The organism is Microcoleus sp. B4-C1 (assembly GCF_036705285.1).
In the GTDB taxonomy this organism is placed as follows: Bacteria; Cyanobacteriota; Cyanobacteriia; order Cyanobacteriales; family Microcoleaceae; genus Microcoleus.
Window position 1 is genome coordinate 1 of sequence record NZ_JAUBUC010000090.1, and the last position, 24,897, is coordinate 24,897.

The window sequence follows — 24,897 nt, forward strand, 5'->3', positions numbered from 1 at the left end:
CTGAGTGACAGCTCGATCGCCTGAGTGACAGCTCGGTCGCCTGACTGACTCTTTTAAGATACAAGGGGCGGGTTCACCAACCATCTATGGAAAAAATTAATAATCTCCTAAACCCGCCCCCACCCGATAGAAAATACAAATTTACCATTAATTTATTGAATCAAATGTTGATGTAAAATTGGGCGTTGGAGGGCGGGTTTATCAGATTGTTTGATTTGTGTTAAAGATTTCGGTGAACCCGCCCCTACAGAGATTGCGGTTTTCAATATTCCCATTTACGTTTCTGTTTCTGTTTCAAATCCAACACCTTCATACAAAAGTGCGATCGGCAAATCAACCTCAATGCTTGATAAAGTGATAATCTCCCCAGCAGTGTAAGAATAGTACAGCCACATTCTGCCCTCTCCCCGACAGTAACGCTCAACAAAAATCTTTTGTGAATCAATCAAGATATACTCTTGCAAAGTCGGAATTTTTAGGTAACAAGTGAATTTTTCATCCCGATCTTTAGCACTTGTACTGGGAGAAAGAACTTCCACAATAATTTTAGGGTTCTGAATAAAATTGCGCGAATTAATGTCTTCTGAATCGCAACTGACTATCACATCAGGGTAGTAGTAACGGCTTTGAAAACTGACTTGCAATTTCACATCTGACACGTTGATCCGACAGCCTCTGGAACGCAGATGTGGGTACAAGTTCCTGTAAAAGTTAAGTGCAAGATCGTTATGGGGAATTGTACTGCCCGTCATGGCAAAAACTTCGCCGTTGACATATTCGTGGCGAATCTCTTGTTGAGCTTCCCATTCTAGGTATTCCTCAACCGTCATTTTTTGGGGTGCTTGGGGAATGGCTATCATAACAAAATTTTTTGTAATGTTACTTTGATTATAGCATTAGGCATGGGACAATTGTCAAACAAACCCTGCCTTAAAAATCCCCTTCATCTACTTGGAATACCGTCAATCCCAAGCCTCTCCACATATCAACAACTTGCTGGCGATCGTCCAAGACAAACTTAACATTATATTTCCCTGCAATATGCTGCCGATACAACTCTTCCTTCATAATCGCATCCTTCCTCATATCTCCAGTTTTCCGCAGATAAAGAGCGGCATAATTAACCTCGTACTGCTGCAACCATTTCTCAGTTTGAGGCTGACAATCATCTGTGCGGCCCGACACTACAATAATATTAACGCTCGACTGCCACTTGCGAACGGTATCTAAGACGGGCTGATTGGGCAAATCGCGATCGCACGTCGAAGCATCAAAAGGATTTCTGCCATTGAGAAGTGCCAGCGTACCGTCCATATCAACAATAATTGCATCCGGCAAATCCGGGTTATATTCCGGCGGCACAACGGGAACCCGCACGTACTTATTGTACATCTTCATAATCACATCTTTGCCCACCGAATTAAGTCTTTTCAAATCCCGTTTAATACATTCCTCAACCGGAACTTGCAGGAAAGAATCATTAACTTCGACAAGGGCTTTACCTTTAACCAACTCCTTGATATGCTCGATGTGCGGGCCAAAATTAGTATCATCTACAATGACGTGCTTGCCGCTTTCCAAAGCCATCAAAATAATCGTATCTCTCAACTGCAAAATAAACTTTTCATTTGCAGGCGACCAATGAGAAGCGTGAGCCATTTCTCTGAGCAGATCTTTATTGCTACGCACCCACTTGGCAGGTTCAGACAGCAGCAATTCCCTAGCAAATTGAGATTTTCCCGAAGCAGGTAAACCGACAAGTACAATAACTCTTTTCATGGCAATTGGTAATTGGCAATTGGTAATTGGGCATTGGGCATTGGGCATTGGGCATTGTTTAAATACTTAAGCTGTTCTCCATTTAAATTGTGTGTCAAAAATCACTCAAATTATTGTGGGATGGGCTTCTAGCCCGTCCAGAATATGCAATTTAAACGCGCAACAGCTTACCTCTTCATTCCATCCGTTACATCCGTTACATAATCCGTTGCCGAACTTCCCTCTTCCTTCAACATCTGCCTCACGCTCGATAATTAATCCGTGTATCCGTGTCGTGCCTTCCTTCTTCTACAAACCTAAATGGATGTAATCTAAACCCAATAACTCTTCTATTTTATGAATAGTAACATCACGGAGAGCTTCTTTCACTCCCGCAACTCTTCGGGCCCGCAAAGAAAACAAAATCCCGGAATAGGGCAAATGTTTCACAGCTAATGCAAAATCTTTCTGAACTTCGATATGTTCGTGCTGTCGGTAAGCTTCCTCGATTTCTCCAACCAAAGATTGATATTTGTCCTTAACTTGTTGATACAACTCACTCCACTCAGGAAAATAAGCTAAAAACTCTTCTCCTTCATTAGTTAAAACAATTTCTATCATGCGGCGGGTCGAGAATCCTTCGCGGAGATGAGAAATAGCGACATATTGCGGAGACTTAACTTTAACTCGGTTGAAGTTAGCGTCGCAGATAATATACCCTTCCGAGTTCATCGGATCTAAATGTTGAGCCGCTTCGATAACTTCTTTCCAGCTAGTTAAAGGATAGGATGCGACCAATTCCCATCCGTATTTATGTGCCCAAATACTCGGATCGGTTTCTAGTAGCGTTTGAGTGTTGCGAACCCCGTGCAGCACGATTTGATTGTTTTGTTGCTGGACAACTATTCTATTGTAAGGCGTCATCAACTCAAAGATAAAACACTGGTCGGTTTCTTGTGGCAATTGATATCCCAATTCTTGCCAAACTTTCCAAAAAAGTTCGGCAAAGCTGAATCCAAAACCGTTAACTTCGCCGGCGGCGTCGGGAGTGCCGCTAGATTGCACTCTCCATTCTCCCTTGTAAAAATACAGTACAGTCAGAGAACCGTCTAGTTTTTCATAAACTTTGGCATGACTCCAATCAATTGCAGCGGCGTGCCCTTCCCCGTAATTAAAAAATTTGTCGTAGGGATAAGAAACTATCTGCCAATCTTGAGATGAATCTAAAATAATGCCTCGGCATTGCTGGACTATTTTTTCGCCCAGGGGAGATTCTATCTGCGAGTATTTCAGACAGACTAAATCGGGATATTGGCGGTGGCGGGTAACTTTGATATGATAAGTTTCGGACAAAGTTTCCAATCCGTGCTGACGTAAATACTCTTGTAGTTCCACGTTCTATTCCTAAAATTGTCGCCTTTTCTATTTTATCTGTAACTGCATATTTTAGGGAATTTGTAAAAAAAAAGTTAAAGTTGCTTTTTTGCGGAATGCCTATTGGGAGTTTGGTATTTTCGAGTATCGTTGTAAATAGGTGAATGTGCTTCACCGAAAAACAGGACTGTTTCGACATCAGGGAAAAACACAGTGAACAATAAATTATTACTTTTGGCGACTTCGGCGTGTGTATTGACTGCTTTAGTACCTGTATCGCGAGTTTTTGGTGCGTGCGAATTGTCGCAGCTACCGCCGGAAACAAAATCTGTTGCTGTAGCGGGTACTGTTGTTCCGGTAAGTCAAATTTTGCAAAAGTTAAAAGGCAAAACACAAGTACCAATTTTCCTCCCCAGTCGGCTTCCTATTTCGCAGAAGCTTTACTATCAAAGCCAAGCGGAAGTGGACAGCTATACTATTTCTATGGAGTATACAGCAGATTGCCGAGGTGCGGGAGCTTGCTCTTTTGGGGAAATTCGAGGTCAGAAAGGCGGTGAGTTTTCTACTAAAGTAGAAGGGGTAACTAAGACTTTAAAAAATGTTCAACTGGCTGACCGAGTGAAAGGAGTTTTTCACAATGGTTGCGGGGCTTACTGCACAGCAACTCTTGAGTGGAAAAATCGGGGTTTTATGTATACCGTAGCCCTTAAGAACGGACGAGAATCTGATTTAATTTTAATAGCAAATTCTGCTATTCTAGCTCGGAAGCGTTAAGTTTTGTAGTCGGGGACGCACAACTTCTATCTGTAGGGTGTGTACGGCACACCTTACCGTTATTGTATGAGAGATTTGTATGAGAGATATTAACTCGCACTCGCCTCTTACAAGATGCTATGGTTTTTTTGCGCTGACCTACTTAGGGGGAAATCAGGATGAGGGGAAGATGGCTATTTGCGGCGATTTTTGCTTGTGTGGTGACTGCTTTTACCATCGCACCTTTGACACCAAACTCAGCGTTAGCAAGGACTGAACTCCCGATTACAGAAATCCGCTGGTTTAATTATTCCCCTGAAGATAGCTGGCAACCGATACAATTTATTGTGCCCGATCGCAACACTGCAAAATCTGCCGGCAGCCGCAAGTTGCGGTTGTACGATGTTCATATTGCCAAGATGTTTGAGATTTCTCATTTTCTGTGCGATCGCGATCGTGCTTCTGAGGGTTACACTTGGTCTTATCAAGCGGAAAATGGCAGTATTGAGATGGGACGCTTCAAAATTAGCTGCAATCTCGCCCGTTCCATAGCCACAGCTTACGGCTTAGGCAAACCCGAAATTACAGTGATTCGCCGCAACTTCAACCTGACAAACGGTCGCCCTTCTTTTGCGCTAGAAAAATACTCTATTCCCACTTTTAACATTGCTAAAAATAGAGTTGTGCAGTGGAGGAATTTTGTGCAAAAGTTGCCCCCCATCCCCGATAACTCAGGTGCGAACCAAGCTAACAGTCGTTTTCCTGCGAGTAACATCTTTAGACAAATCAAAGGCAAAACGCGAGTGCCTGTTTTTCTTCCGAGTAGACTTCCTTTACCTGACATTCAGCAACTTGATTTTGATGTGCAAGCAGGTTCCCACGGTTACATTGTGGGAATGTATTTAGGCAAAGGATGCCGCGCGGGAGCCTGTTATTTCGGCACAATCGAAGCTAAAAGAAATGAACCGTTTTCGCCTCCTTCGCGATTGCCGCAGGATACTTACAGAAGCGTTGAATTGGCGGGCGGATTCAGGGGGATTTATTTCAATAATTGCGGTGCTTACTGCACTGCTTTTGTTGAGTGGCAAAGGCTGGGGGTACTGTACCGAGTCACAAGGAAAAACGCACGGCAGCAAGAAGTTGTCCAGATAGCAAATTCTGCACTTCAAGCAGGCCAACGTTAAATTTGGGTGAGAAATGGCAAAGGTACGCGCGAGCGAAGCTATCCCGAACGCGCGTGCGTTCCGGCATGGTAAGGAATCGACCTTTTCACTCCTCATAAACTTTATTCTGGACAAACTGAATGGTCGCGGTCAAACCAAATGATGTAGTAAACAGATTGAACGCGAAACCAAAATATCCGTTTTTTCTCATCAATTCGCATTTCGGATAACCTCTCATCTTCAGGCATATTGTCCGGCAAAGTCGGATGAATGTTAATCAACTTATAACCAGTTCCCACTGATTCACCTCGTTTTTTTGAGCCGTGACCTTTGATTTGACCCCAAGTATATTTCTCAATTTTCTTTAGTCCTTCAATTAGGTCATTGATTTCTGATGATGTCCAGTCAGACAAAAGCCAACGATTTTTATCTGCATAGGTAAATCTGAAGCTAGGATGCTCATCATCTGTACTGCTTGGTCGATTTAACTGAGTTGCTTGCTCTGGAATTCTGCTTGCTTGCTTTTTTTGAGATGGCTTGGGTATTTGACTTTTTTTCCCCACTTACGCCTCCACCAAAGGTGCATAGCAGGATTTCATATCCTCGCGGGAGATGATTTTAGTTGATGTTTCGGCAGGTTCTAATCCCTGGCGAGCGTTGAGCCAAGGTGTCTCTGATTGGGTCAATTCTGCAAGATGTTTAGCACTTAATTCTCCATAAGCATTCCAAACTTCTTCGAGAACCTCGATTTCATCTTCATCAAATTCTTCTTCAAAATTATCGGGAGCGGGAATATCGCTATATTTGTAAGCTTTGTACTCATCCCAAACATCGCGGACAATGGGGCCGGAAACCCAAGCTTCAATATCTCGATCAAATAGCGGCTGGCTTCTAAAGACTAAACTCCAAGCTTGTGCATAATACACGAGCTTTTGCAGTTTCAGCCCAGAAATGGTATCGCCTGCTTCTCGATCGACACGACATAAAAAGTAACGAGCTACGTCCAGAGCACTTTTCATAGTTTTAGGATTTGAGTAATTTGACAAATTCACTTTTGATGCTAAGCTATTTGGTGGCTTTAGAAGTACGATCGCAACTTCGATCGCCCTTTTCCCCTCGCAACTACATTTCTATCCCCAAATCTCGCAACCTTTGAGCTAATTCTTTCGAGCTGCTGCTGAGCTAACTCCTCATGCCAACCAGGTTTATCCGGCTTGACCCTAGGTAAATCGTACATCGCCCGCAGCCTTTGCTTCGGAATGTCGATCGCCCCCATGCCAGCGACGCCCAATGCTGGATGGGAAACATCATCAAGACTCACTGCTACTGACGGTCATACGATTTTAGATTTTAGATTTTAGATTTTAGATTGGCAAGGGCTTATTATGTAAAGGTTTGGAGCTTGCCTACCGTTGCATTCTTTTTTCAAACAGGCGACCAAAATCTGGTATTTCTATTTTATCGCCCGAATTATCCCAACCAGCAATTAAAGTCCCCACCTGCGGTACGCTAGATCAGGTGAATATATTGGCTGATTTCAAGCTATCCTCCGATCGATCTTATGTCCCCAACCACATCTGCCCCTTCCCGAACCGTTCGCATCGGTTCCCGCAAAAGCCAACTCGCTCTCGTGCAAACCCACTGGGTGCAAGAACAGCTACAGAAACACTTCCCGCAACATACTTTTGAAGTCCACACCATGTCCACCCAAGGGGACATAATTCTTGATGTCGCCCTCGCTAAAATTGGCGATAAAGGACTTTTCACCAAAGAATTAGAAACGGGAATGATTAACAATGAAACGGACTTTGCCGTTCATTCCCTCAAAGATTTGCCTACCAATTTACCCGAAGGTTTAATTTTAGGATGCGTCACCGAACGGGAAAATCCCGCTGACGCCTTGGTAGTTCACTCCAAGCACAAAGACAAGCAACTCGACACCCTCCCAGAAGGTTCTGTAATCGGTACTTCTTCCCTGCGGCGGCTGGCTCAACTGCGGCATCATTTCCCTCATTTTGAATTTAAAGATATTCGCGGCAATCTCAATACTCGACTCGCTAAATTAGATGAGGGCGGTTACGACGCGATTATTTTAGCAGTTGCCGGCCTCGAAAGATTGGGAATGGGCGATCGCATCCACCAAATTATCCCTGCTGAAATCTCCCTTCACGCCGTCGGACAAGGTGCTTTGGGCATCGAATGCCGCGCCGGAGACACAGAAATCATGGCACTGATTAAAGCTCTCGAACACTCGGAAACCGCCCAAAGATGTTATGCTGAACGCGCATTTCTGCGGGAATTAGAAGGCGGCTGTCAAGTGCCGATCGGCGTCAATACCAAAATAGAAAACGGTCAATTAACCTTAACCGGAATGGTATCGAGTCTCGACGGCCAGCGATTCGTCAAAGATACTGTTTCCGGCGCCGCCGAGACTGCTGAAATGCTGGGAATTGACCTCGCTCACCGCCTGCGCCAACAGGGTGCTAGTGCAATTTTGGAGGAAATATTTGTCGAAGTTCAACGTGGTTCCTAAGACCGATCCGCATCTCTTTGTCAATGCTTTTAGACGCGATATATCGCCTTTTGTAAAATAAAAATAACAGGCGGTTTGCTTTGGCACAACAGGTAGAGTAGCAGTCTGATTGTAGATTTTTGATGGGATTTTAGGTAGGACTTGCGCGATAGATTTCAAAAATATCTGACTAATTTAGGACGCTCCGCACGGGTGTTAAGCAACCCGGTTTCTGATGTAAGTCTCGCTGTATAGCCCAAGATTTATGGTAAAAACCGGTTTTTTTTCGTAAGTCCTAGAGTTCTTAACCTCTCCATCCAAAATCTACAATCAAACATCCAAAATTAATCAGCAATTTATTTCAGGTAAAAGCCCACTATGAGCGCTAGAGAAACTCAATTAAAGCTGGAAGTGAAAAAGGTTCAGCAACTCTATAGCAAAATGCAAGCAGACCAACAAGCTTTGCAGAAGCAATTGAAAGAGTTCAAAACTCAAGCCGGAAGTTTTTCGGATGTAGTCGAGCAAGTCTTGCCCTCCTTAGTTTCAATTTACGTCATGGATTGGGATACAGAAGAAGAGATTTCTTCAGGAAGCGGGTTCTTTGTATCGCCGGACATAATTGTCACGAACTATCACGTTGTAGAAGATATTGCCGATGAAGATTACTTCTATGAAGAAGATGAAATCGAACAGGTTTTAGTGGAAACTCACGACGGAAAATTGAGATTGGCCGAGGTGGTGTTTACTGGTAATGCTGAAGAAGATTTAGCATTACTCTTAATTAGCGATTTAACCTTCGACCCGAACACAGGGGAACAAGTGGACTCTCCCCAAGAATATCCTCCCCTAGAGTTGTCTTTTGATGTGAAAGTGGGCGATCGAGTAATTGCTGTTGGCAATCCTTTGGGGCAGTTTGCTTCAACTGTAACTCAAGGTATTGTGAGTGCAATTCGCGAACCCGAGGAATATGAAGAAGGCGATGACGACGAAGATGATGTGGGTGAGGTGAAGGTGTTGCAAACTGATGCGGCGATTAATCCTGGAAATTCCGGCGGGCCACTGATTAATATGGCCGGTCAGGTGGTTGGGGTGAATACGTGGGGACTGGAAGAGGTTGATAGTATTAATTTGGCGATCGCCTCTGAAGCTTTGGATGATTTTCTAGCGGGATTTGAGGAGACTATTGAGGACAATTCTCAGAATTAGTCGGTAGCTGTCGGTAGATTTTATCCCACATTTAACCACCAATGTAGGGGCGGGTTCGCCTAGATTTTTGACACCACAGACAAATGATAAAAACCCGCCCCTACCCCACCCAGAAATTAAAAATTAATTGTATTTAACGGTGGGGGAAATGGTCGATCGGGGTTATTGGTTGGGTGGGGGCGGGTTTATCAAGATTATCGGTGGGTGGCAAATATTTTGGTGAACCCGCCCCTACAGATTTTATTCAATATTTATCATAAAATCGATCGCTCTTTTTTTCACCGCACAGCGCCGCCGATAAACGCGGATGGAAAAATGGCGATCGCATTCTTGAGTAAACTGCGATCGCTACAGCAACTCAGATTTATAAAGAATACCCTGAAAACCCTGTGGCTTTAGCCCAGGGATGAAAGGGCGTTGCAGGATTTATCCTGCCTACTATCAAGATTGCCAGATGCGGTAAAATAAATCAAAGGAGGTGAAATCAAATGTATGCAGTACAAAAAGATATTTGGCATTTAAAGGGACTCCACAAAACCATTGTTGAGCAACTACTGAGATGGTCGAACAATCTGTTTAATGTTGGCACTTACGAAAGTCGCCAACGATACTTTAAGGATAAAAGTGCTGTCAAATATCTTGAGTTGTACAAAATCACTAAAGCCAACGAGAATTACGGTTTACTCTATTCTCAGGTAGCTCAACAATCCCTTAAATCTGTTGCCGAATCTTTTAGCTCTTTTCGAGCCTTGGAAAGGTTAGCCAAAAAAGGAGAGATTAATCAAAAACCGAGGCTGCCTAAATATAGAGCAAAAGGCGCTATGTACCAAGTCTCCTATCCAGGGCAAGCCTTAAAAATAGTTGGCAATCGAGTGAGGCTACCTCTGGGAACCAAAGGGAAAGGACACTTTGGGACAGATGCTCTCTGGGTTCCATTGCCAGAAAGGTTAAAAGATTGCCAGCTCAAAGAACTTAGGCTGATCCCTAGAAACGGTCAGGTCTGGATTGAGTATGTCCACGAAAGTCTAACTGAACAGGCTCGCCTGTGCAGTCTCGAAGTAACAGGAGTTTTGGGCATCGATCATGGCATCAACAATTGGTTAACCTGTGTCTCTAGCAATGCCAACCCTTTCATTATTGATGGTCATAAGTTGAAGTCTTGGAATCAATGGTTTAACAAACGAAAAGCTTTTCTTCAATCTGAACACGCCCGACATAAATTACCTCAAGGCTTTTCGTCAAAAAGACTGCAACAGTTATCGGAAACTCGCGCCCGCAGAATGAGAGATGCGGTTAATAAAGCAGTCAGCACTATCGTAAATTATTGCAAAAACAACCAAATTAACGTCATAGTTTTTGGCTGGAATAAAGGACAAAAGCAAGAAGTTAATATGGGAGGTAAGACCAATCAGAGTTTTGTTCAAATTCCTACCGCTAAAGTCAAGGAAAGATTGCAGCAAGAATGCGACTTAATGGGATGGCGATTTGTAGATTAAGATGAATCTTACACATCAAAATCGACTTTTTTAGACCGAGATTTTCTGCCAGTGAAAGTCGGTGAAAAACCCGACAATTGGCAGCCATCGGGCAAAAGAATCAAAAGAGGATTGTACCGTTCTAGCACTGGATTATTGATCAATGCAGATACTAACGGTGCAGGGAACATCATTCGGAAATCAAAAGTAGCCACAGACTTAATTATTAAGCGAGTGGGTAGTGGGCTGCTGACGAACCCTTTAAGAATTAAACTTTGGCGGGATTCATCCCCCAAAGCTTGTCCTTAAGAATCCCCGCGTCTTTAGACCGGGGAGTGTCAAACTTGTTTTTGGCAGGCGCGTTAATATTGTGCCGCTCGCCATTTAAACTTAATCTAGACTAACAATCTCAAGGAACACAAAAAAATAATGCGTATTTTATTTGTATCCGCCGAAGCATCACCCCTCGCCAAAGTGGGCGGTATGGGCGATGTCGTCGGCGCTTTGCCGAAATTTCTGCGGCGCATGGGCCACGATGTCCGCATCTTCATGCCCTACTACGGTTTCGTCCCCGACAAAATGGACGTTCCCAAAAAACCTGTTTGGGATGGATCTGCCATGTTCCAAAGCTTCTCGGTGTTTGAAACTGTTTTGCCGGGAACCGATGTACCTTTATACTTATTACAACATCCATCTTTCTTACCGCGCCGCGTTTACGGCGGTGTAGATGAAGATTGGAGGTTCACTTTCTTTGCCAATGCTGCGGCTGAATTTGCCTGGAATCATTGGAAGCCCCAAATTATCCACTGTCACGACTGGCATACGGGGATGATACCTGTTTGGATGAGCCAAGATCCCGATATCAGCACGGTTTTTACTATTCACAATTTAGCTTATCAAGGGCCGTGGCGCTGGCGTTTGGAGCAGATGACTTGGTGTCCTTGGTATATGCAAGGTCACAATACAATGGCGGCCGCAGTACAGTTTGCCGATCGAGTAAATACAGTTTCGCCGACTTACGCCGAGCAAATCAAAACCCCAGCTTATGGGGAAACTTTGGAAGGTTTGCTGTCTTACATCGGCGGTAAAGTATCGGGCATTTTGAACGGAATTGATACAGAATCTTACAACCCAGCAACTGACAAGTACCTCCATCAACAATTTAGTGTTGATACTATTGAAAAGCGCCCCGCTAATAAAATTGCGCTGCAAGAAGAAGTCGGTTTGGAAGTGAATAAAAATGCCTTTTTGATCGGCATGGTGACGCGGCTGGTAGAACAGAAGGGATTGGATTTGATAATTCAAATGCTCGATCTGTTCATGGCCTATACCGACGCTCAATTTATTGTACTTGGAACGGGCGATCGCTACTACGAAACCCAACTCTGGCAAATGACAGCCCGCTATCCCGGTAGGATGTCGACCCAACTACTTTACAACGAGGCCCTCTCCCGGCGCGTTTACGCAGGCTGCGACAGCTTCCTGATGCCCAGCCGTTTCGAACCCTGCGGCATTAGCCAAATGCTCGCCCTCCGCTACGGGTGCGTGCCAATGGTTCGCCGCACCGGCGGTTTAGTCGATACCGTTTCCCACAACAACCCGATCGACAATACCGGTACCGGTTACTGTTTCGATCGCTACGAGCCCCTCGACTTGTTCACCTGCATGATCAGAACTTGGGAAGGTTTCCGCTACAAAGATAAGTGGAGAGAACTGCAACAGCGCGGCATGAGAGAAGATTTTAGCTGGGATATTTCGGCCCGGAAATACGTCAACTTGTACAGCGATATTTTGGGACTGCCCCCGGAAGAAACCGCACCGGCACCAGAGGCAGAATTGATCGTGGGTAAGGGTTAATCTTCGTAAGGTGCGTCAGTCGCTGTTTGATTCAACTGAATCGAAGGGCGGGCTGACGCACCCTACAGCTTAGTAAGGTGCATCAGTCAATCGATTTTAGATTTTAGATTTTAGATTTTAGATTGAAGCATTGACGCCACGGATAAATTCGGGGGCTTGTATCCTGGATGCTTTCAGTGGGTTTTTGATTCAATTTAATCGATCGACTGACTACGGACTACTGACTACTGACTACGGACTAATGACTACTGACTACTGACTACTGACTACTGAAAAATTAATCAAATAAATCGAGAGGTAAATGACCGTAAGTTCCACTAACTCCATCTTCTGAGGAAGATTGACAAGAAATCAAAACGCCCCGGTAAGTTCCGGGATAGCCGTCAACATAATACGACCCCTTCAAAGTATTGAACTTAATATAAACCGAACCAGCAAATGAAGTGACTGCATTGGGATCTAAAACAGCTTGATATCCCAAAGCTTTCAAATAAGCTTCTAAAGCTAAAAACCCCTCATCCGTCGAAGAAGCGCACACTCCCAACATTTGATAATCCGACAAACTTGCTACCAGCAAAATCGCTTGACGGAGGGTCTGTTTTTCCAGCGGCGATGCTACAGATTGCATATCCAGACAAGTGAAATCTTTGAGGATTTGCTGTGCTTCTTCAACAGTTAGGGTAGTCGGGTTTTGAGTAGACATGAATTGCTCTGATATTTCCCAAAATTACGATCGACAATCGCGCACTCGTCAACGAATTTCTGCCATTGCAACCCTCGATCGACGGCGGTAACACTTACACAAGTCTTGATTATAGCCCATTGTGGACTCTGGCAATCAATTCGGGCGATCGTCTTCGAGGGCTGGGCCAACGCCCGAATCGCACAAAAAAGCTAGTAGTTTTTACCGATGTTTTCAAGTTTAGATCAGTCCGCGTTTTTTCAGCTTTGCTAGCGCATCTTCTGCCGCATTTTTCTCAGCATCTTTTTTGCTTTTGCCTTTACCTTCTCCATAGAGTTTCTCTGCAACATAAACTTTAGCGATAAATTCCGGCTTGTGGGGTGTGCCTCCTGCTTGGACTGTCACATATTTGGGGGGAGTCGTGTCACCGTTGGATTGTACCCATTCTTGAAAGCGATTTTTCGAGTCTACAGTCGATCGAGTTTCCACAACATTTTCGGGAACAGAATCAAACATTTGTTGAACAAAGTTGCGAACTTTGTCCATGTCTTGCGTGTCCAGATAGTAAGCGCCAATAAATGCTTCAAAAGTGCTGCTGAGCAAATTTGGATTAGTAATCCCACCTTCTCGATAAGCTCCTTTTCCGAGCCGCATTTTTAAGTCTAAACCTATTTCAGTAGCAAATCTGGCTAATTGTTTTTCATCTACTAATGCAGAACGCCGGCGAGTCAGTTGGTCTTCTCCCATTTCTGGATGACGCTGATAGAGATATTCGCCGCTGAGAAAAGTCAGCAAAGCATCGCCGAGAAATTCTAAGCGTTCGTTGTCTTCTTCGCGGAATGTGGGGTTTTCGTTGACGTAGGAACGATGGGTTAGTGCTTGGCGCAGCAGTTTTTCATTGTTGAATTCGGGAAGGGTCATTTGTATTTCTTTTGTTGGATTAGTTAAGGGCATGGCAATTCTGTAATGGTTATTCTTTTTGGAGTTGGGTGTTATTATGTGGACATGAAAGAGCCGCAGATAGCGGTTGGTTTGGAGAATCTAGTTTATCAAATAAACAGGATTTTTGCTATCTGCGGTGAGGTAAATTTTAACAGATATTTGCCAGTTCTACTATTAGCCCGTTAGTCCGTCAGTCCGTCAGTCCGCCAGGGGTTAAAACCCCTGGCTCATAGCTAAAGTCCTCTAAAGAGGACTGAAAATGGTGTTTTTTTAACGGTAATTCAGTCGGTTTTAACCGACTTTAGCTATGAGCCAGGGAATTCATTCCCTGGCGGACTGTGCAACTTTATGCAGATAATCTGTCTGCTTCTATTACAAACAATTGCTGATCCTGCAATCGGATTTTTCCATCTTTCACGGCAGCCTTAACCAACTCGCTAAAGCGTGAAAATGTTTTTCCCTGATGTTGGGAGACAAAAGTTACTCCCTGATACTTGGGAAAAAGCTGCAACATTAGGTTGTTAATAAAACCTAATCCTGTACCCTTCCCTTTGCTTAATGCTGTTTTGATAGCTTCGATCAAATACTCAACAGCCTCATTGTAAGTGAGATGACACTGAACATTTTCTATTTGCTGCTGAGTTTTGGCTACTATCAAGCTAGGCAATTCATCAAGAAAGTGGAAATCACTACCTACAATTTCTTTCAACTTTTGTTTGACATTACCTCGCTGAGCAAAGACTATAACTTTTTTGCCACGATCTTTTAAATTGCGAACCAAGTTTACAAAGTCCCCATCTCCTGATACAAGGATAACTGTATCGGGAGGCCGATGGCTGTAAATATCATTAAGACAGTGAACCATCAATTGATTATCAGCACTATTTTTTAGAGGACAGGGAACATCGATACATTTAAAACCAAGGCTTTGCAGCTTGTTTTTTGCAGAGACTTGATCGGGACAGAGTGAATTGTAGTAGACTTTTGCCTCAATCAAGAGCCCCTCAAATTTGGTCAATTCTAGCAATAGACTACCTAGAATTTGAGTTAAGTGTGTGTTCTGAAGATCGACGTAAATAGAAAATAAAGGCTGAGACTGGCTTTTTTGTTTGCCTGTGGTTCGATGATTGTCCACCATTGTATTCATTCCTACAATTAGGTTGATTGGACAGCCTCGACATATCGCGCATCTAGCATTCATGGAGTGTTGTCTGTGGATTTGCTCAAAAATGAACATCTCGGCAAAGGACAATCTGTTACCACAAAACACTGTAATTTTGTAGGGATTTGATTAGCGTCTTAGCTACAGGGTTTACAGAACTGGAACGAGCTTTGTAGCAGCCCGTTGAAGGGAAATGTAACTCAATAATGTTTTGATTTTCTCAAGCTTGTATGAACTTGTTAAAACGACATTAGACGTACTTTCCGCTCAACGGGGTGCTAGAAACTTGCCCCAGTTTTATAAACCGTGTAGCTAAGACGACTCAATCAACATTCCTTCATTTTGAATGCGATATTTTGTTTTAGCTCTGCTTTTAGGCTAGCGTTCTAATTATTGGATGTCAAGTATTAACTCAAAATAATTTTCTTACCTCCTCAGACATCTCACCAAGGTTTTCGCCAAGCTGACACCGATCGACCTTCCCCCCGCGAGCCCCTCTCCCTGCAGGCCCATCCCGCTGATCTCCGGCATTTAAACAGTAAATGTAAAAATATGTTGCAAACTTTATACTGCTGTGTTAAGTTTAGTTACATAAGGTTGAAATTAAACGAGGTTTCTGGTCGTGGAAAACAAAGACGCAAAAGTTGGCTTCACTGAGTTTGCTGAAACCTGGAACGGCCGTTTGGCAATGTTGGGCTTCGTTATCGGCTTAGCTACCGAATACATCACCGGTCAAGGCATTCTCTCTCAAATCGGTTTGATGTAATCAGCTTAACTGCATACAATAGCTGAAATTCAGTCGGGCGATCGACCCCATCACAAGTGCACTCATCCCCCCCCCGCTAATAAGTCCCCTTGACTTCACGCGGAAGGGGATGAGTGCATTTTTTATCCAAAAATCCCACTGAGGGCACAAACAAAAATCTTTTCAGTCTCAATATTTATCGCGAGACTAACTCCAGGAAACTAAGCAATTTCTACAGAATCAAAAATCCTCAATTTAGGAGTCAAAGTCGCAACCTTCACCAAACCGTCGCGTTTGTGATTCCCCACGCTGTTACGTGAAATCATCTCCGACAGATCCGGCATTTCCTGCCAGCACTGCGAGCAGAACCAATAAAGGCGATTGTGGCGAGCGTGGCGGAGCAATTTAGAGGAGCAACAAGGGCAACTATTCATGATATTTTAAACCTTTTTTGAAGATATGGAGCGATAACCCAATCATTAGAGAGATTCACGAAAGCCTGCACATCTCAATCCCAGGCACAAAAATAAAAAATTTCTTTCACTCACAGCTTTGGGCGTCGCGCAAGTAGCACTTTTGGAGGCCCAAGAGTAACACCACAATCAAAAGCTGAACGCTCCAAGGAGCCCAAGAGAAACCCCAAATAAAACAACCCAGCCCGGCCCAAGCCACAAGAACAAAAATATCTTGAGAGGTTTGCCAGTAAATCCAGACTGCTGCCAGAGAAACTATTAGTAGCAAAATGTAAGCTGAGGGCATAATCGTCTTCTCCCAATGTGTCTGCCAACAGTCAGGAGCGATCCCTGACGTTCTGCTTAAACATAAAACTAAAACCTGAAGAACTTATGAAGACGAGGGAGTTGTTACAAAAAGTAAAATAATCCTGCCAGCTTATATTTTGCGGATAAATCAGTAGGAATACTGAGTTCATGGCTGAGGCCGAATTCGGTTAAATGGACGCACTACCAATAGGGATTTAGGCATCCCTAATTGGTATCAATTTCCCCCCAATACCGATAGGGTGGAAACTGATACCGGACTGAGGTTTTGAGTCTTAAGCTGACCAGACCAAAGGTGCGGGGTCTAAATTGCTACATATATCCTGCCCGATCGCCCCGATTGGATCTAAGGAACCATACCAAAAAACCAAGTTTTTTTAACTCTCTTTGCCTGCAAAACTACTGCTTGAAAAGCTGCACAATTCAAGGCGGGCGATCGATCTATTCTTGCTTCCAGCCCAAAGCCTCAGCGACCTGAGCCGCCAAAAACATCGGTTCAAAAGGCTTAGCAATCACGCTCACCACCCCCAAATCAGCGAACATCCGCCTGTCCCCAGCCAGAGCCTTAGCTGTCAATAAAATTACCGGAATGTGCTGCGTAGCCTTATTAGCTTGTAACTGTATAAAAGTAGTAGGCCCGTCTTGGTCGGGCATCATCACGTCCAATAGAATCGCATCAGGCTGTTCGGCAAGAGCCTTAGCAACACCCTCGCGGCCAGAACTCGCTGTCAGGACTTCCCAGCCCCCCACCAGCTCAAGACTGACTTGAGCTACTTCCCGAATATCTTCCGCATCGTCAATAACCAAGATGCGCTTGGCATTCAAAATTAACATTTTTTTATGAATGAGAACTGATCATAGATTAGAGGTTAAATGTGAATATTTTGTAAAGCAAATTATCTTACCCAATCGGACTTTACAGTAAAATTTCAAAACTGTATAGCAAATGTTGAAGGAACAAGGAACAAGGAACAAGGAAGTTACCATTGAGCGGCAGGGTTTCACCTAAGAACATCCTAAGCGTCTGGCGCGGTTGCTGTACAATATCCCACCCAAAAAAAGCCGCTTTTCGACCTCAAATTGTGCTTTTTGCCCGCAGTCCCCAAACTTCTGAAAAGGCTGAGATTGTTTGATCGAGTCATCGACAAACAATCTGCACAAAATCATTAACTTTGGGTACACCTGCGTAGAAATTAACTTTCAGTTGCCAGCCCCACCCGCAAGAAGTGGCAGACTTAAGAAAAAAGTGCTTCCCTCCCCCACAACGCTCTCCACCCACATCCGCCCCCCGTGCTGCTCCACGATACTGCGACAAATAGCCAGCCCCAAACCAGTACCTCCTTTCTGGCGAGAATCAGAAGCATCAACTTGTTGAAAGCGTTCAAAGACCATCTCCAGTTTGTCTGGCGGAATACCCCGCCCTTGGTCTTTCACAGCAATCACGATGTACCACGAGGTCGGAACTGGCAAATGCGGAGGCGCGGCGGCAGGCTCAGGAGACAACAAAGACGGAGACGACACCGACTTGTGCGCTGCTTTTTCTGCCAAATCCAGATTGTGGGTCAACTCCCCGCTCAGCCAAACCGTAGCGCCGGAGGGAGAAAATTTAATAGCATTACTGAGTAAATTTGTCAAGGCTTGAATTAGCCGATCGGGAACAGCTTGCAATTGCGCCCCCACAGGCTTCACCGACAGAGTAACTCCCGCCTGCTGAGCCATTCCCTGCATCTCGTCAGCCGCCTGCAACATCAGCTCAGCCACATTGCAAGTTTGTTTGATGGCAGTGCTGTAACTCGACTCCATCCGCTCTAAATCTAGGATGTCGTTGACCAAGCGCACCAAACGGTCAGTATTAGTGACAGCAATCTCCAGCATCCGCTTAGCTTTCTGGGGGTAAGCGTCCAGCAGGCCGCTGTTGAGGAGGCCGAGGGCGCCGTGAATCGAGGTCATCGGCGTCCGCAGTTCGTGGCTGACAACAGAGATGAATTCATCTTTCATGCGCTCGACGGCAAGCTGCTCCGTAATATCTTTAAAAGTCACCACAGCTCCAATAATTTCGCCTTGTTCTCGCATCGGAGCGACAACGTACTCAACCGGAAAACTGCTGCCGTCTCGCCGCCAAAAAATCTCATCGGTGACGCGCCGCGCCTCTCCGTCTTCCAAGGTGGCTAAAATTTGAGAACTTACCCGCTTCGGCAGCAGTTTGCCCGCCTGCGGTGCGGCGCAGTGTGGAACAAGTTCAGAGCCTGAATTGATGTCTGTTGCAGGTGACAGTTGCTTGATCGCCTTTGAGCATTCTTCCTGTGCACGGTGTAAGCTTTCATAGAGTGGTCGATCGATCAATTGCTTCGATTCGCACCCAGCCATTCTCACCGCCGCAGGATTGACAAAAGTTACTTTTCCCTGTTTGTTCAACCCGCAAATTCCTTCTCCTGCGGAGAACAAAATCATTTCTGTTTGGTGGCGGAGTTGTTCAAAGGCTTTTTCGACTCGCTTGCTGTCGCTGATGTCGCGAGAGATTGTCGAAACGCCCGTTACCGCTCCAGTCGCGTCTTTAATCGGAGAAATCGTCAGGGAGACATCTATCTGTTGGCCATCTTTCCGCAAGTGTACGGTTTCGTAATGGTCGATGCTGGCTCCCGCCCTAATATTTTCCAATATTTGAGGCATTTCCTTGGGTCGTTCGGGTATTGCTAAAATCTCGATCGACTGGCCCTTGATTTCCGCAGCAGAGTAGCCGTAAATCTTCTCTGCTCCTGCGTTCCAGCTCTGAATTGTCCCGGCGAGGGTTTTGCCGACGATGCCGTCGTCGGAAGACTCGACAATCGACGCTAAGCGCACGAGTTCGTCTCTAGTTTGCTTGTGTTCGGTAATGTCGCGACCCAAAATCACTATACTTTTGCGTCTGCCGTCGGGGTGAAATACGGGTACTTTAATGACATCGTAGATTTTCACAGTACCGTTGGAGCGGAGAATCACTTCTTCTCCCCTAGAAAGCTCTCCTTTTTCCCACGCTTCTCTATCGCTGACCTCGCAAGCCTGTAGGGCCTCGCGGTAAAAACTGCTGAGTTCTCCTAGTTGAGAATCTTTGAGGCCGCGGTAGTCTATTTTTTCTAGGTCGAACACTTCCAATAGCGCTCGATTTGCCTCCTGCCACCTGCCCTCGCCATCTTTGAAGCAGACAATATCTGGCATGGCATTGATCAGCGAGTCGAGATAGGAATTTTCTCGCAGTGCAGTTTCTACCTCCGCCCGCTTGGCGATTTCCCGTTGCAGGTTTTCGTTTGCCGTTTGCAGCGACTCCTTTAACAAACTTTCTGTAAAAGTCTGTTCTTTAATTATTTCCTGAAGTCTGTGAAGTTCTAGCGACTGCCGCCTGCGCGCCAACAAATTCTCTACCCGCAAGTGCAGTTGGGCGGGTTCGGCGGGACTTACTATCAAATCGTCTATTCTGCCTTCGAGTTGTTTTGCCTGCAGCGAAAATGGCTGCTCAGAAAGAGCAGGCGTTTGGGATTTCCTCAGAAGCAAAAACGGTAAAAATATCGGCTCGGCGGCCGCTTTTAATGATTCTACCAGCGGCCCGATGCGATCGAAATTGGCCTCATCGAGAATGCACAAGTCAAAAGCGATTGGGGGAATGGGAAATTCGGAGTTGGGATCTAAAGCGCGATCGAGTACGATCACCTCATGCTCGGTGTTGAGGTGGGCGATCGGCAAATTAAGTTGTTGGTGGCGATCGACCAATAGTAAAATGCGGCTCATTAGTTTGTTGATTTCCCCATGACTAATGATATGATCTCCGGTAAATTAACCATTGTATGTTTGGTGTTCAGGAGTTAAGTCCTCTTTTTTCTGAAGGATGAAGCCCTCACGACGAACAAATTTTCTAGCCCTCGATCGACCGGACGCGAGCGAAATTATCAAGGCATTAGGTAGCCAGAGTTGCAGCCCCAATTTTATATAATAATTTGATAATTATTTAATTGTTTGTTGGTTCAAGAAATGACTAATGACTAATTACTATAGCCTTTCTCAGAAAGATGAGGTACTATCCGGCATAGGGCATAGGGCATAGGGCATAGGGCATAGGGCATAGGGCATACCTCACTTTTTTGAGAAAGGCTATAATTCAGGGGGCGGGTTTATATTTATTTGGGTTGTCAGTTCTATGAAAGCTGGTGAAACCCGCCCCTACAGGCTAATGACTAATGACTAATGACTTTTTACGGCATTCCGATCGGAATCAAAGAATCGAACGGCATACAGCTAGAGTAGCGACTCCCATCCGATAAAACCGCAATCAGCCTCACCTGCCAGTCCGGCATAATCTGCAAATCCGCCCAAGGCACTGCTACCTCCAAACATTTATCCACTCCCACTTGAGCGCGGCTAATGCGGGGCTGCCACCGATCGCCATCTTCTGCTTCCTGAAACCAAATCGATTTCGTCAGCAAATTAATCTCTAACTGATGGTGGTATCGATAGTTTAGGGGTGCTTCGTCAGGCAAACCAGACAGCGGAATCAGACTGTTGTGCATCGTGCGATCGGGATAAAACCAGAACAAATTTAACTGCTGCGGGCAATCAATTCCCGGCCGCACCCCTACCTTGAAGTCGGCACGAATGTAAAAGTTCAAGTGGTCAACCCCGTACCAAAGCCTCTGAATTGCCGAACTCCGGTGCATCGTACCCCTTGCTCCCCCAACTTCAATCCGACCGGCTTTGTCCCAATCCTGTTCGTTACCGATACCGTCAATCACCGGGTGAATAAAGCTCAGCGGCAGGTGGTCGCCTTGAACCTCATGCACCTCTACTTGCCGGCGCACTTCCGGGGGTACGGGCTCGCCGAGAGCTTCGTAAATCGCCGCTACGTGTTCCCGAAATAGCTGGTCGAACATGGCATCTTGGTTCGAGGTGTGGCCTTCGCCAAACCACCAGAACCAGTCGGAACCTTCGGCCGCATAAAGCGCTTCCCAAGCTTCTGGGTTGCTTTCTTCTGTGGCCTCTGGATGGTTTGCCAGCATTTGTCTCGCGGGCCCTAACAAGTCCCAAGCGCGATTTTTCGCGGGATCGCCGATCCAAGTTGTGAGGGAACCGTCCACCCAGGAACCGGTATGCAGTTGGGCTGCGGGAATTGTTTCGGTTGCTGGGAATTTGTCGAGAAATTCCGAGACTGTGACTAATTTGATATCTGGATTGTCGCTGAGAGTTTGATAGAGGGATTCTAAGAACGGTTTGCCGTCTTGGGGATAGAATTCCCAGCAATTTTCGCCGTCTAGGGCGATCGTAACTAACCAGGGATTTTCTAAAGCTGTTTGACCCTCGGACTGTCGGTTTTTGAGAGTTCTGCCGATCGCCTCTAAGTGTCCCACTAAATCTGATGCTGCTTTTTCCGGTTCCATCGAACCGTAGGTAAACCCGATCAAGTCGGACAATCTGTGGTCTCTAAATACTATGGCTAAATCCCCGTCAGGAGTTTCTAAACGGTAAGGGCGATATAAAAATTCTGGTTCGTAGACATTCCCTGTCGCGTCGCGGTGGAAAAAGTGTTTAATTGTCCACCCCAAAACTGCTTCGTCCGAGACAATCCATTTAAAGCCTTGTTTGGCAATGTAGGGCAAAATTTCCGGGCTGACTGCTTGTTCCGACGGCCACAAACCGCGCGGTTGGCAATCAAACCGGTCTTCATACATTTCCCAGGCTTTTCTCAGGTGTCGGGGAATATCTTCTTCCCACTGAAACCGGTGTTGTGGCAGCGTCATGTTTGGAATAGCTATGCGGCCGCCATTAGTGTCAGCAAGCAGCGGTAAAATCGGGTGCGTGTAGGGGGTTGTGGAGACTTCCAACTGTCCCTCAGCTTGCATTTTACGGTGCTGGGGGATGATGCGAGCGAGGATTTCTTTTTGTTTTGAGTAGATGTTTTTTCTGTCTACCAAACTAAAATTTTGTCCTTGTTTCAGCCACCCTGCAATCTCCGGGTCGTCCCAAAACAGCGGGTCAATCCAAGCTAAATTGTGCCATGCCAGCAAGTCGCTAAAATCCTGCAATTTCCAGTTTTCCAAACACCACTGAATGCCTTTTTCCTGCCGCTGAGTGTAGAGTTGAGCGTAGCGGGGGTGTGGCTGAATCAGAGTGTGGTAATTGGCGTCAAAAAAGTGTTCTAAAATGAACTCTTGTTCTGGGAGGGTTAAAATTTCTGCTGACTTTAATGTCACCGTCAAGTAAGGGTCTAATGCTTTATCTGCGATGCAGTCTTCTATCTGCAAAATCAAGGAGGGAACCAAGTTTACGGTTTGATGAAGCTTGGGATATTTTGCCAAAAGGAGCACTAAATCCAAGTAGTCTTTGACTCCGTGCAAGCGCACCCAAGGCAGTCGGTACTGAGCTGCTCCTGCGCTAGCGGATACTCTGGATTTGTAGAGCGGTTGGTGTTGGTGCCAAATGAAGGCTACATAAAGGGGGTGAGACATTGAATTTAGTAATTGGTAATTGAATTTGGTAATTGGTAATTGGTAATTGGTAATTAAATTGGGTAATTGGTAATTGGCAATTAAATTGGGTAATTGGTAACAGTCAACAGTCAACTGGTAATTGGTAACAGCCAACTGTTAACAGCCAACTGCCAACAGTCAACCGTCAACTGGTAATTGGTAACAGTCAACCGTCAACCGTCAACTGCCAACTACCAATTGCCAACTACCAATTGCCAACTGACTAATTACATTACCTGTTCGACTTCGGCAATTTCTGGGATAGCCTCGCGCAGGCGACGTTCAATCCCCATTCTCAGAGTCATTGTGGAACTCGGGCAAGAGCCACAAGCTCCTTGCAGTCTCAGGTGTACCACTGGGCCGTCAATTTCTACGAGTTCGACGTTGCCACCGTCGGATATCAGGTAGGGGCGCATTTCATCGAGAACTGTTTCGACGTTATCTCTGGTTAGTGCTAGTGTCATATTTCGCCTCTGTGATGATTTTTTGCAGGTGATGAAAGTTCGATTTGACTCAAGGACAGCATTCTCAACCCGCGCGGGATTTAAGAAACTGGGTTTTTTGATAAAAGACTTGCGTACTCAAATGAGCTGGCTGCAGCAAACCCGGTTTCTGTCACCGAAAAACGAGCGAGAAGCCCCTGACTTTAGGCATGGGGAGGACAGCGGCAGCGACGACCGTCGCATTAAAATCCCCTTTCGGGGTTGGAGAGGTATGGTTGCCTCTCCAGTGAGGTATGGTTGCCTCAAACTCCCTTGCGGGGTAATGTTAGCTTCGCCAATGTTTTAAGAGCTTGTTAGGCTAGCAGCACGTCCTTAACCCTTGTACAGATGTTTAACCACTAGCGACAGAGCGGAAAACTAGCTTCGCATTCAAGGAGTGTCGTGACTCAAAAAACGTAGTCAGTAAAGACTTAGGCTGGTAAGGTAAGCTCTCGATTCAATCCCGCTCAAAGAGCCGGACAGTCTTAAAAGCCTCCGCCTTTAGGCGTGGGGTTCCTTACGCTGATGCTCGATCCCAATTAGCTCTCTCGTTCGATCGTAGCGTTACTTGCCGCCAAATCAAGTTGATTCTGATACGTTATCCAAAAAAACCCGTTTTATTTAAGAAATCGGGTTTTGGATCGCGCTACACTACTGCTGGTTCTAGCAGTTTGACGTTGGAGTAGTTGAACTCGGTTGTTGTCAGTTGACCTTTTTCTTTCGATCGAACTACTTGCTTGGTCATGACATAATAGTCGCCTATCTTGTCAAAGGTATCTTCAAATTCGAGTTCTTTGATGATTTCGTCTGTTTGGGGGTTGCGGAAAACGGCATCGTAGTGGGTGGCCAAAGAACCTTCGGGTGTCTCTAAGCTTTTGTGCGTGTCAATTACGAAAGCCATGCGGCCCATCACCCGGCTGACTTGACAAATTGACAGACCTCGGATTTTATAGTTAGACCCCATTGAGTCGCCTTGCACTAAAATATCCACAGCGTCGGTGCTGTCCTTCTCGCCCAGGGTGAAGCTATTTTTGCCGTGAGATTTTTCAAATGTCGATCGTTTGCGGTGGGTGACAATATCGCGCATTTGGGTGTAGACGCTTTGCTGCACTTCCTCATCTTCAATGCCGCTGACTTCCACGCTCATGTCGGGTTTGATGGAAACATGACCCGTATATACTTCGTCGCCCTGTTTTAGTTCAATATCGGCACTGTAACCGGGAAAATTGGCATCCCAGGTATAGCGGTGTTCGTAAGCAGCGCGAAACAAATCGCGAGCGTTGGCTTGCTCTGTCATAAATCCCTCTTTCTCTTGACACCCATCTAGTTTAGCTTAACCGCGAGAAGCCCTACATTCACTGGGTAGGAGAGTTACCCGCACTCCTGGCGAGCACTTCTTGGGGGTGCGGCTGGGCTGGCAATTAGGGCGCAACAAGAATTTACCGCAAAAGTGGGTCTAAAGCCCCGTCCTTCTAGGACGGCTTTAATTTCTACAATTTGTAAATAATTGTTAAAT

Annotated in this window: 25 protein-coding genes; 9 read left to right on the forward strand and 16 right to left on the reverse strand. The window is 45.5% G+C overall.

The genetic code is table 11. From position 1 onward, the window contains the following. Positions 1-275: 275 nt before the first annotated feature. From QUB26_RS25990 to QUB26_RS26000, 3 genes are all read right to left on the reverse strand, one after another. Positions 276-860, reverse strand: a complete 585-nt coding sequence (locus QUB26_RS25990) for a Uma2 family endonuclease (protein ID WP_333246248.1) — start codon at positions 858-860, stop codon at positions 276-278. Between the two features lie 70 nt (positions 861-930). Then, positions 931-1,779, reverse strand: coding sequence for a phosphatase domain-containing protein (locus QUB26_RS25995; RefSeq protein WP_333320311.1), 849 nt, complete (start codon positions 1,777-1,779; stop codon positions 931-933). A gap of 288 nt (positions 1,780-2,067) precedes the next feature. Beyond that, on the reverse strand, positions 2,068-3,153 hold the full coding sequence (locus tag QUB26_RS26000; RefSeq protein WP_333246252.1) for a T4 RnlA family RNA ligase: 1,086 nt from the start codon (positions 3,151-3,153) through the stop codon (positions 2,068-2,070). Positions 3,154-3,345: 192 nt separating this feature from the next. On the opposite strand from QUB26_RS26000, the gene QUB26_RS26005 reads away from it, so the two are divergent. Next, complete coding sequence (locus QUB26_RS26005) at positions 3,346-3,906, forward strand: hypothetical protein (protein ID WP_333246254.1); 561 nt, start codon at positions 3,346-3,348, stop codon at positions 3,904-3,906. Positions 3,907-4,064: 158 nt separating this feature from the next. Beyond that, positions 4,065-5,069: a hypothetical protein gene (locus QUB26_RS26010; protein WP_333246255.1), complete on the forward strand. Its 1,005-nt coding sequence runs from the start codon at positions 4,065-4,067 to the stop codon at positions 5,067-5,069. Positions 5,070-5,170: 101 nt separating this feature from the next. Here QUB26_RS26010 and QUB26_RS26015 read toward each other — a convergent pair whose 3' ends face one another. Genes QUB26_RS26015 through QUB26_RS26025 form a run of 3 tightly spaced genes read right to left on the reverse strand, consistent with a single transcriptional unit; the run spans position 5,171 to position 6,369 of the window. Then, the gene (locus tag QUB26_RS26015) at positions 5,171-5,611 is read right to left on the reverse strand and encodes a hypothetical protein (protein WP_333246258.1); all 441 of its coding nucleotides are present in this window, start codon (positions 5,609-5,611) and stop codon (positions 5,171-5,173) included. Next, a complete protein-coding gene (locus QUB26_RS26020) occupies positions 5,612-6,067 on the reverse strand; it encodes a type II toxin-antitoxin system antitoxin SocA domain-containing protein (protein WP_333293138.1) in 456 nt (151 codons plus the stop codon). Between the two features lie 59 nt (positions 6,068-6,126). Further along, positions 6,127-6,369 carry a hypothetical protein gene (locus QUB26_RS26025; protein ID WP_333293136.1) on the reverse strand — a complete coding sequence of 81 codons (243 nt, stop codon included), beginning with the start codon at positions 6,367-6,369 and terminating at the stop codon, positions 6,127-6,129. A 240-nt stretch (positions 6,370-6,609) separates the two neighbouring features. On the opposite strand from QUB26_RS26025, the gene hemC reads away from it, so the two are divergent. The 6 genes from hemC (at position 6,610) to glgA (ending at position 12,098) form a co-directional block, all read left to right on the forward strand. After that, on the forward strand, positions 6,610-7,581 hold the full coding sequence (gene hemC, locus QUB26_RS26030; RefSeq protein ID WP_333293134.1) for a hydroxymethylbilane synthase: 972 nt from the start codon (positions 6,610-6,612) through the stop codon (positions 7,579-7,581). Positions 7,582-7,938: 357 nt separating this feature from the next. Next, positions 7,939-8,766: a trypsin-like peptidase domain-containing protein gene (locus tag QUB26_RS26035; RefSeq protein ID WP_333320313.1), complete on the forward strand. Its 828-nt coding sequence runs from the start codon at positions 7,939-7,941 to the stop codon at positions 8,764-8,766. 204 nt (positions 8,767-8,970) lie between these two features. Beyond that, positions 8,971-9,165 carry a hypothetical protein gene (locus QUB26_RS26040; protein WP_333250300.1) on the forward strand — a complete coding sequence of 65 codons (195 nt, stop codon included), beginning with the start codon at positions 8,971-8,973 and terminating at the stop codon, positions 9,163-9,165. An 89-nt stretch (positions 9,166-9,254) separates the two neighbouring features. After that, positions 9,255-10,262, forward strand: coding sequence for a transposase (locus tag QUB26_RS26045; protein WP_333320315.1), 1,008 nt, complete (start codon positions 9,255-9,257; stop codon positions 10,260-10,262). A 51-nt stretch (positions 10,263-10,313) separates the two neighbouring features. Next, entirely contained in the window at positions 10,314-10,550 is a 237-nt protein-coding gene (locus tag QUB26_RS26050) for a hypothetical protein (RefSeq protein ID WP_333320317.1), read from the forward strand. A gap of 120 nt (positions 10,551-10,670) precedes the next feature. Beyond that, the gene (glgA, locus tag QUB26_RS26055; protein WP_333250304.1) at positions 10,671-12,098 is read left to right on the forward strand and encodes a glycogen synthase GlgA; all 1,428 of its coding nucleotides are present in this window, start codon (positions 10,671-10,673) and stop codon (positions 12,096-12,098) included. Positions 12,099-12,375: 277 nt separating this feature from the next. Here glgA and QUB26_RS26060 read toward each other — a convergent pair whose 3' ends face one another. The 3 genes from QUB26_RS26060 to QUB26_RS26070 all read right to left on the reverse strand — a co-directional run bounded on the left by QUB26_RS26060 (position 12,376) and on the right by QUB26_RS26070 (position 14,860). Next, positions 12,376-12,801: a DUF1824 family protein gene (locus QUB26_RS26060; RefSeq protein ID WP_333293127.1), complete on the reverse strand. Its 426-nt coding sequence runs from the start codon at positions 12,799-12,801 to the stop codon at positions 12,376-12,378. Between the two features lie 219 nt (positions 12,802-13,020). After that, positions 13,021-13,701, reverse strand: coding sequence for a ribonuclease III (rnc, locus tag QUB26_RS26065; RefSeq protein ID WP_333250308.1), 681 nt, complete (start codon positions 13,699-13,701; stop codon positions 13,021-13,023). Between the two features lie 367 nt (positions 13,702-14,068). Next, positions 14,069-14,860 (reverse strand): NYN domain-containing protein, encoded by a 792-nt coding sequence (locus QUB26_RS26070; RefSeq protein WP_333320319.1) that lies wholly within the window; start codon positions 14,858-14,860, stop codon positions 14,069-14,071. Between the two features lie 646 nt (positions 14,861-15,506). Between QUB26_RS26070 and QUB26_RS26075 the strand changes: the two genes are divergently transcribed. Beyond that, positions 15,507-15,650: a chlorophyll a/b-binding protein gene (locus QUB26_RS26075; protein WP_096831166.1), complete on the forward strand. Its 144-nt coding sequence runs from the start codon at positions 15,507-15,509 to the stop codon at positions 15,648-15,650. A gap of 200 nt (positions 15,651-15,850) precedes the next feature. On the opposite strand, the gene QUB26_RS26080 is transcribed toward QUB26_RS26075, so the two are convergent. From QUB26_RS26080 to QUB26_RS26110, 7 genes are all read right to left on the reverse strand, one after another. Continuing rightward, a complete protein-coding gene (locus tag QUB26_RS26080; RefSeq protein ID WP_333291588.1) occupies positions 15,851-16,063 on the reverse strand; it encodes a hypothetical protein in 213 nt (70 codons plus the stop codon). 106 nt (positions 16,064-16,169) lie between these two features. Then, complete coding sequence (locus tag QUB26_RS26085; protein ID WP_333223180.1) at positions 16,170-16,388, reverse strand: hypothetical protein; 219 nt, start codon at positions 16,386-16,388, stop codon at positions 16,170-16,172. A 461-nt stretch (positions 16,389-16,849) separates the two neighbouring features. Continuing rightward, positions 16,850-17,242 carry a response regulator gene (locus QUB26_RS26090; RefSeq protein ID WP_333250754.1) on the reverse strand — a complete coding sequence of 131 codons (393 nt, stop codon included), beginning with the start codon at positions 17,240-17,242 and terminating at the stop codon, positions 16,850-16,852. 366 nt (positions 17,243-17,608) lie between these two features. Next, on the reverse strand, positions 17,609-20,170 hold the full coding sequence (locus tag QUB26_RS26095) for a PAS domain S-box protein (RefSeq protein ID WP_333320321.1): 2,562 nt from the start codon (positions 20,168-20,170) through the stop codon (positions 17,609-17,611). A gap of 461 nt (positions 20,171-20,631) precedes the next feature. Beyond that, positions 20,632-22,878: a glycoside hydrolase gene (locus tag QUB26_RS26100; RefSeq protein ID WP_333320323.1), complete on the reverse strand. Its 2,247-nt coding sequence runs from the start codon at positions 22,876-22,878 to the stop codon at positions 20,632-20,634. Positions 22,879-23,126: 248 nt separating this feature from the next. Then, positions 23,127-23,363 carry a NifU family protein gene (locus tag QUB26_RS26105; RefSeq protein WP_006632519.1) on the reverse strand — a complete coding sequence of 79 codons (237 nt, stop codon included), beginning with the start codon at positions 23,361-23,363 and terminating at the stop codon, positions 23,127-23,129. A 664-nt stretch (positions 23,364-24,027) separates the two neighbouring features. Beyond that, positions 24,028-24,678 carry a DUF3386 domain-containing protein gene (locus QUB26_RS26110; RefSeq protein WP_333246272.1) on the reverse strand — a complete coding sequence of 217 codons (651 nt, stop codon included), beginning with the start codon at positions 24,676-24,678 and terminating at the stop codon, positions 24,028-24,030. Between the last annotated feature and the right edge of the window lie 219 nt (positions 24,679-24,897).

Excerpts from the sequence above, each read along its gene's own strand:
- QUB26_RS26100 (WP_333320323.1), bottom strand. The coding sequence starts at position 22,878 with ATGTCTCACCCCCTTTATGTAGCCTTCATTTGGCACCAACACCAACCG.
- QUB26_RS26105 (WP_006632519.1), bottom strand. The coding sequence starts at position 23,363 with ATGACACTAGCACTAACCAGAGATAACGTCGAAACAGTTCTCGATGAA.
- QUB26_RS25995 (WP_333320311.1), bottom strand. The coding sequence starts at position 1,779 with ATGAAAAGAGTTATTGTACTTGTCGGTTTACCTGCTTCGGGAAAATCT.
- QUB26_RS26020 (WP_333293138.1), bottom strand. The coding sequence starts at position 6,067 with ATGAAAAGTGCTCTGGACGTAGCTCGTTACTTTTTATGTCGTGTCGAT.
- hemC (WP_333293134.1), top strand. The coding sequence starts at position 6,610 with ATGTCCCCAACCACATCTGCCCCTTCCCGAACCGTTCGCATCGGTTCC.
- rnc (WP_333250308.1), bottom strand. The coding sequence starts at position 13,701 with ATGACCCTTCCCGAATTCAACAATGAAAAACTGCTGCGCCAAGCACTA.
- QUB26_RS26070 (WP_333320319.1), bottom strand. The coding sequence starts at position 14,860 with ATGGTGGACAATCATCGAACCACAGGCAAACAAAAAAGCCAGTCTCAG.
- QUB26_RS26035 (WP_333320313.1), top strand. The coding sequence starts at position 7,939 with ATGAGCGCTAGAGAAACTCAATTAAAGCTGGAAGTGAAAAAGGTTCAG.
- QUB26_RS26085 (WP_333223180.1), bottom strand. The coding sequence starts at position 16,388 with ATGCCCTCAGCTTACATTTTGCTACTAATAGTTTCTCTGGCAGCAGTC.
- QUB26_RS26090 (WP_333250754.1), bottom strand. The coding sequence starts at position 17,242 with ATGTTAATTTTGAATGCCAAGCGCATCTTGGTTATTGACGATGCGGAA.
- QUB26_RS26095 (WP_333320321.1), bottom strand. The coding sequence starts at position 20,170 with ATGAGCCGCATTTTACTATTGGTCGATCGCCACCAACAACTTAATTTG.
- QUB26_RS26060 (WP_333293127.1), bottom strand. The coding sequence starts at position 12,801 with ATGTCTACTCAAAACCCGACTACCCTAACTGTTGAAGAAGCACAGCAA.
- glgA (WP_333250304.1), top strand. The coding sequence starts at position 10,671 with ATGCGTATTTTATTTGTATCCGCCGAAGCATCACCCCTCGCCAAAGTG.
- QUB26_RS26045 (WP_333320315.1), top strand. The coding sequence starts at position 9,255 with ATGTATGCAGTACAAAAAGATATTTGGCATTTAAAGGGACTCCACAAA.
- QUB26_RS26080 (WP_333291588.1), bottom strand. The coding sequence starts at position 16,063 with ATGAATAGTTGCCCTTGTTGCTCCTCTAAATTGCTCCGCCACGCTCGC.
- QUB26_RS26110 (WP_333246272.1), bottom strand. The coding sequence starts at position 24,678 with ATGACAGAGCAAGCCAACGCTCGCGATTTGTTTCGCGCTGCTTACGAA.
- QUB26_RS26010 (WP_333246255.1), top strand. The coding sequence starts at position 4,065 with ATGAGGGGAAGATGGCTATTTGCGGCGATTTTTGCTTGTGTGGTGACT.
- QUB26_RS25990 (WP_333246248.1), bottom strand. The coding sequence starts at position 860 with ATGATAGCCATTCCCCAAGCACCCCAAAAAATGACGGTTGAGGAATAC.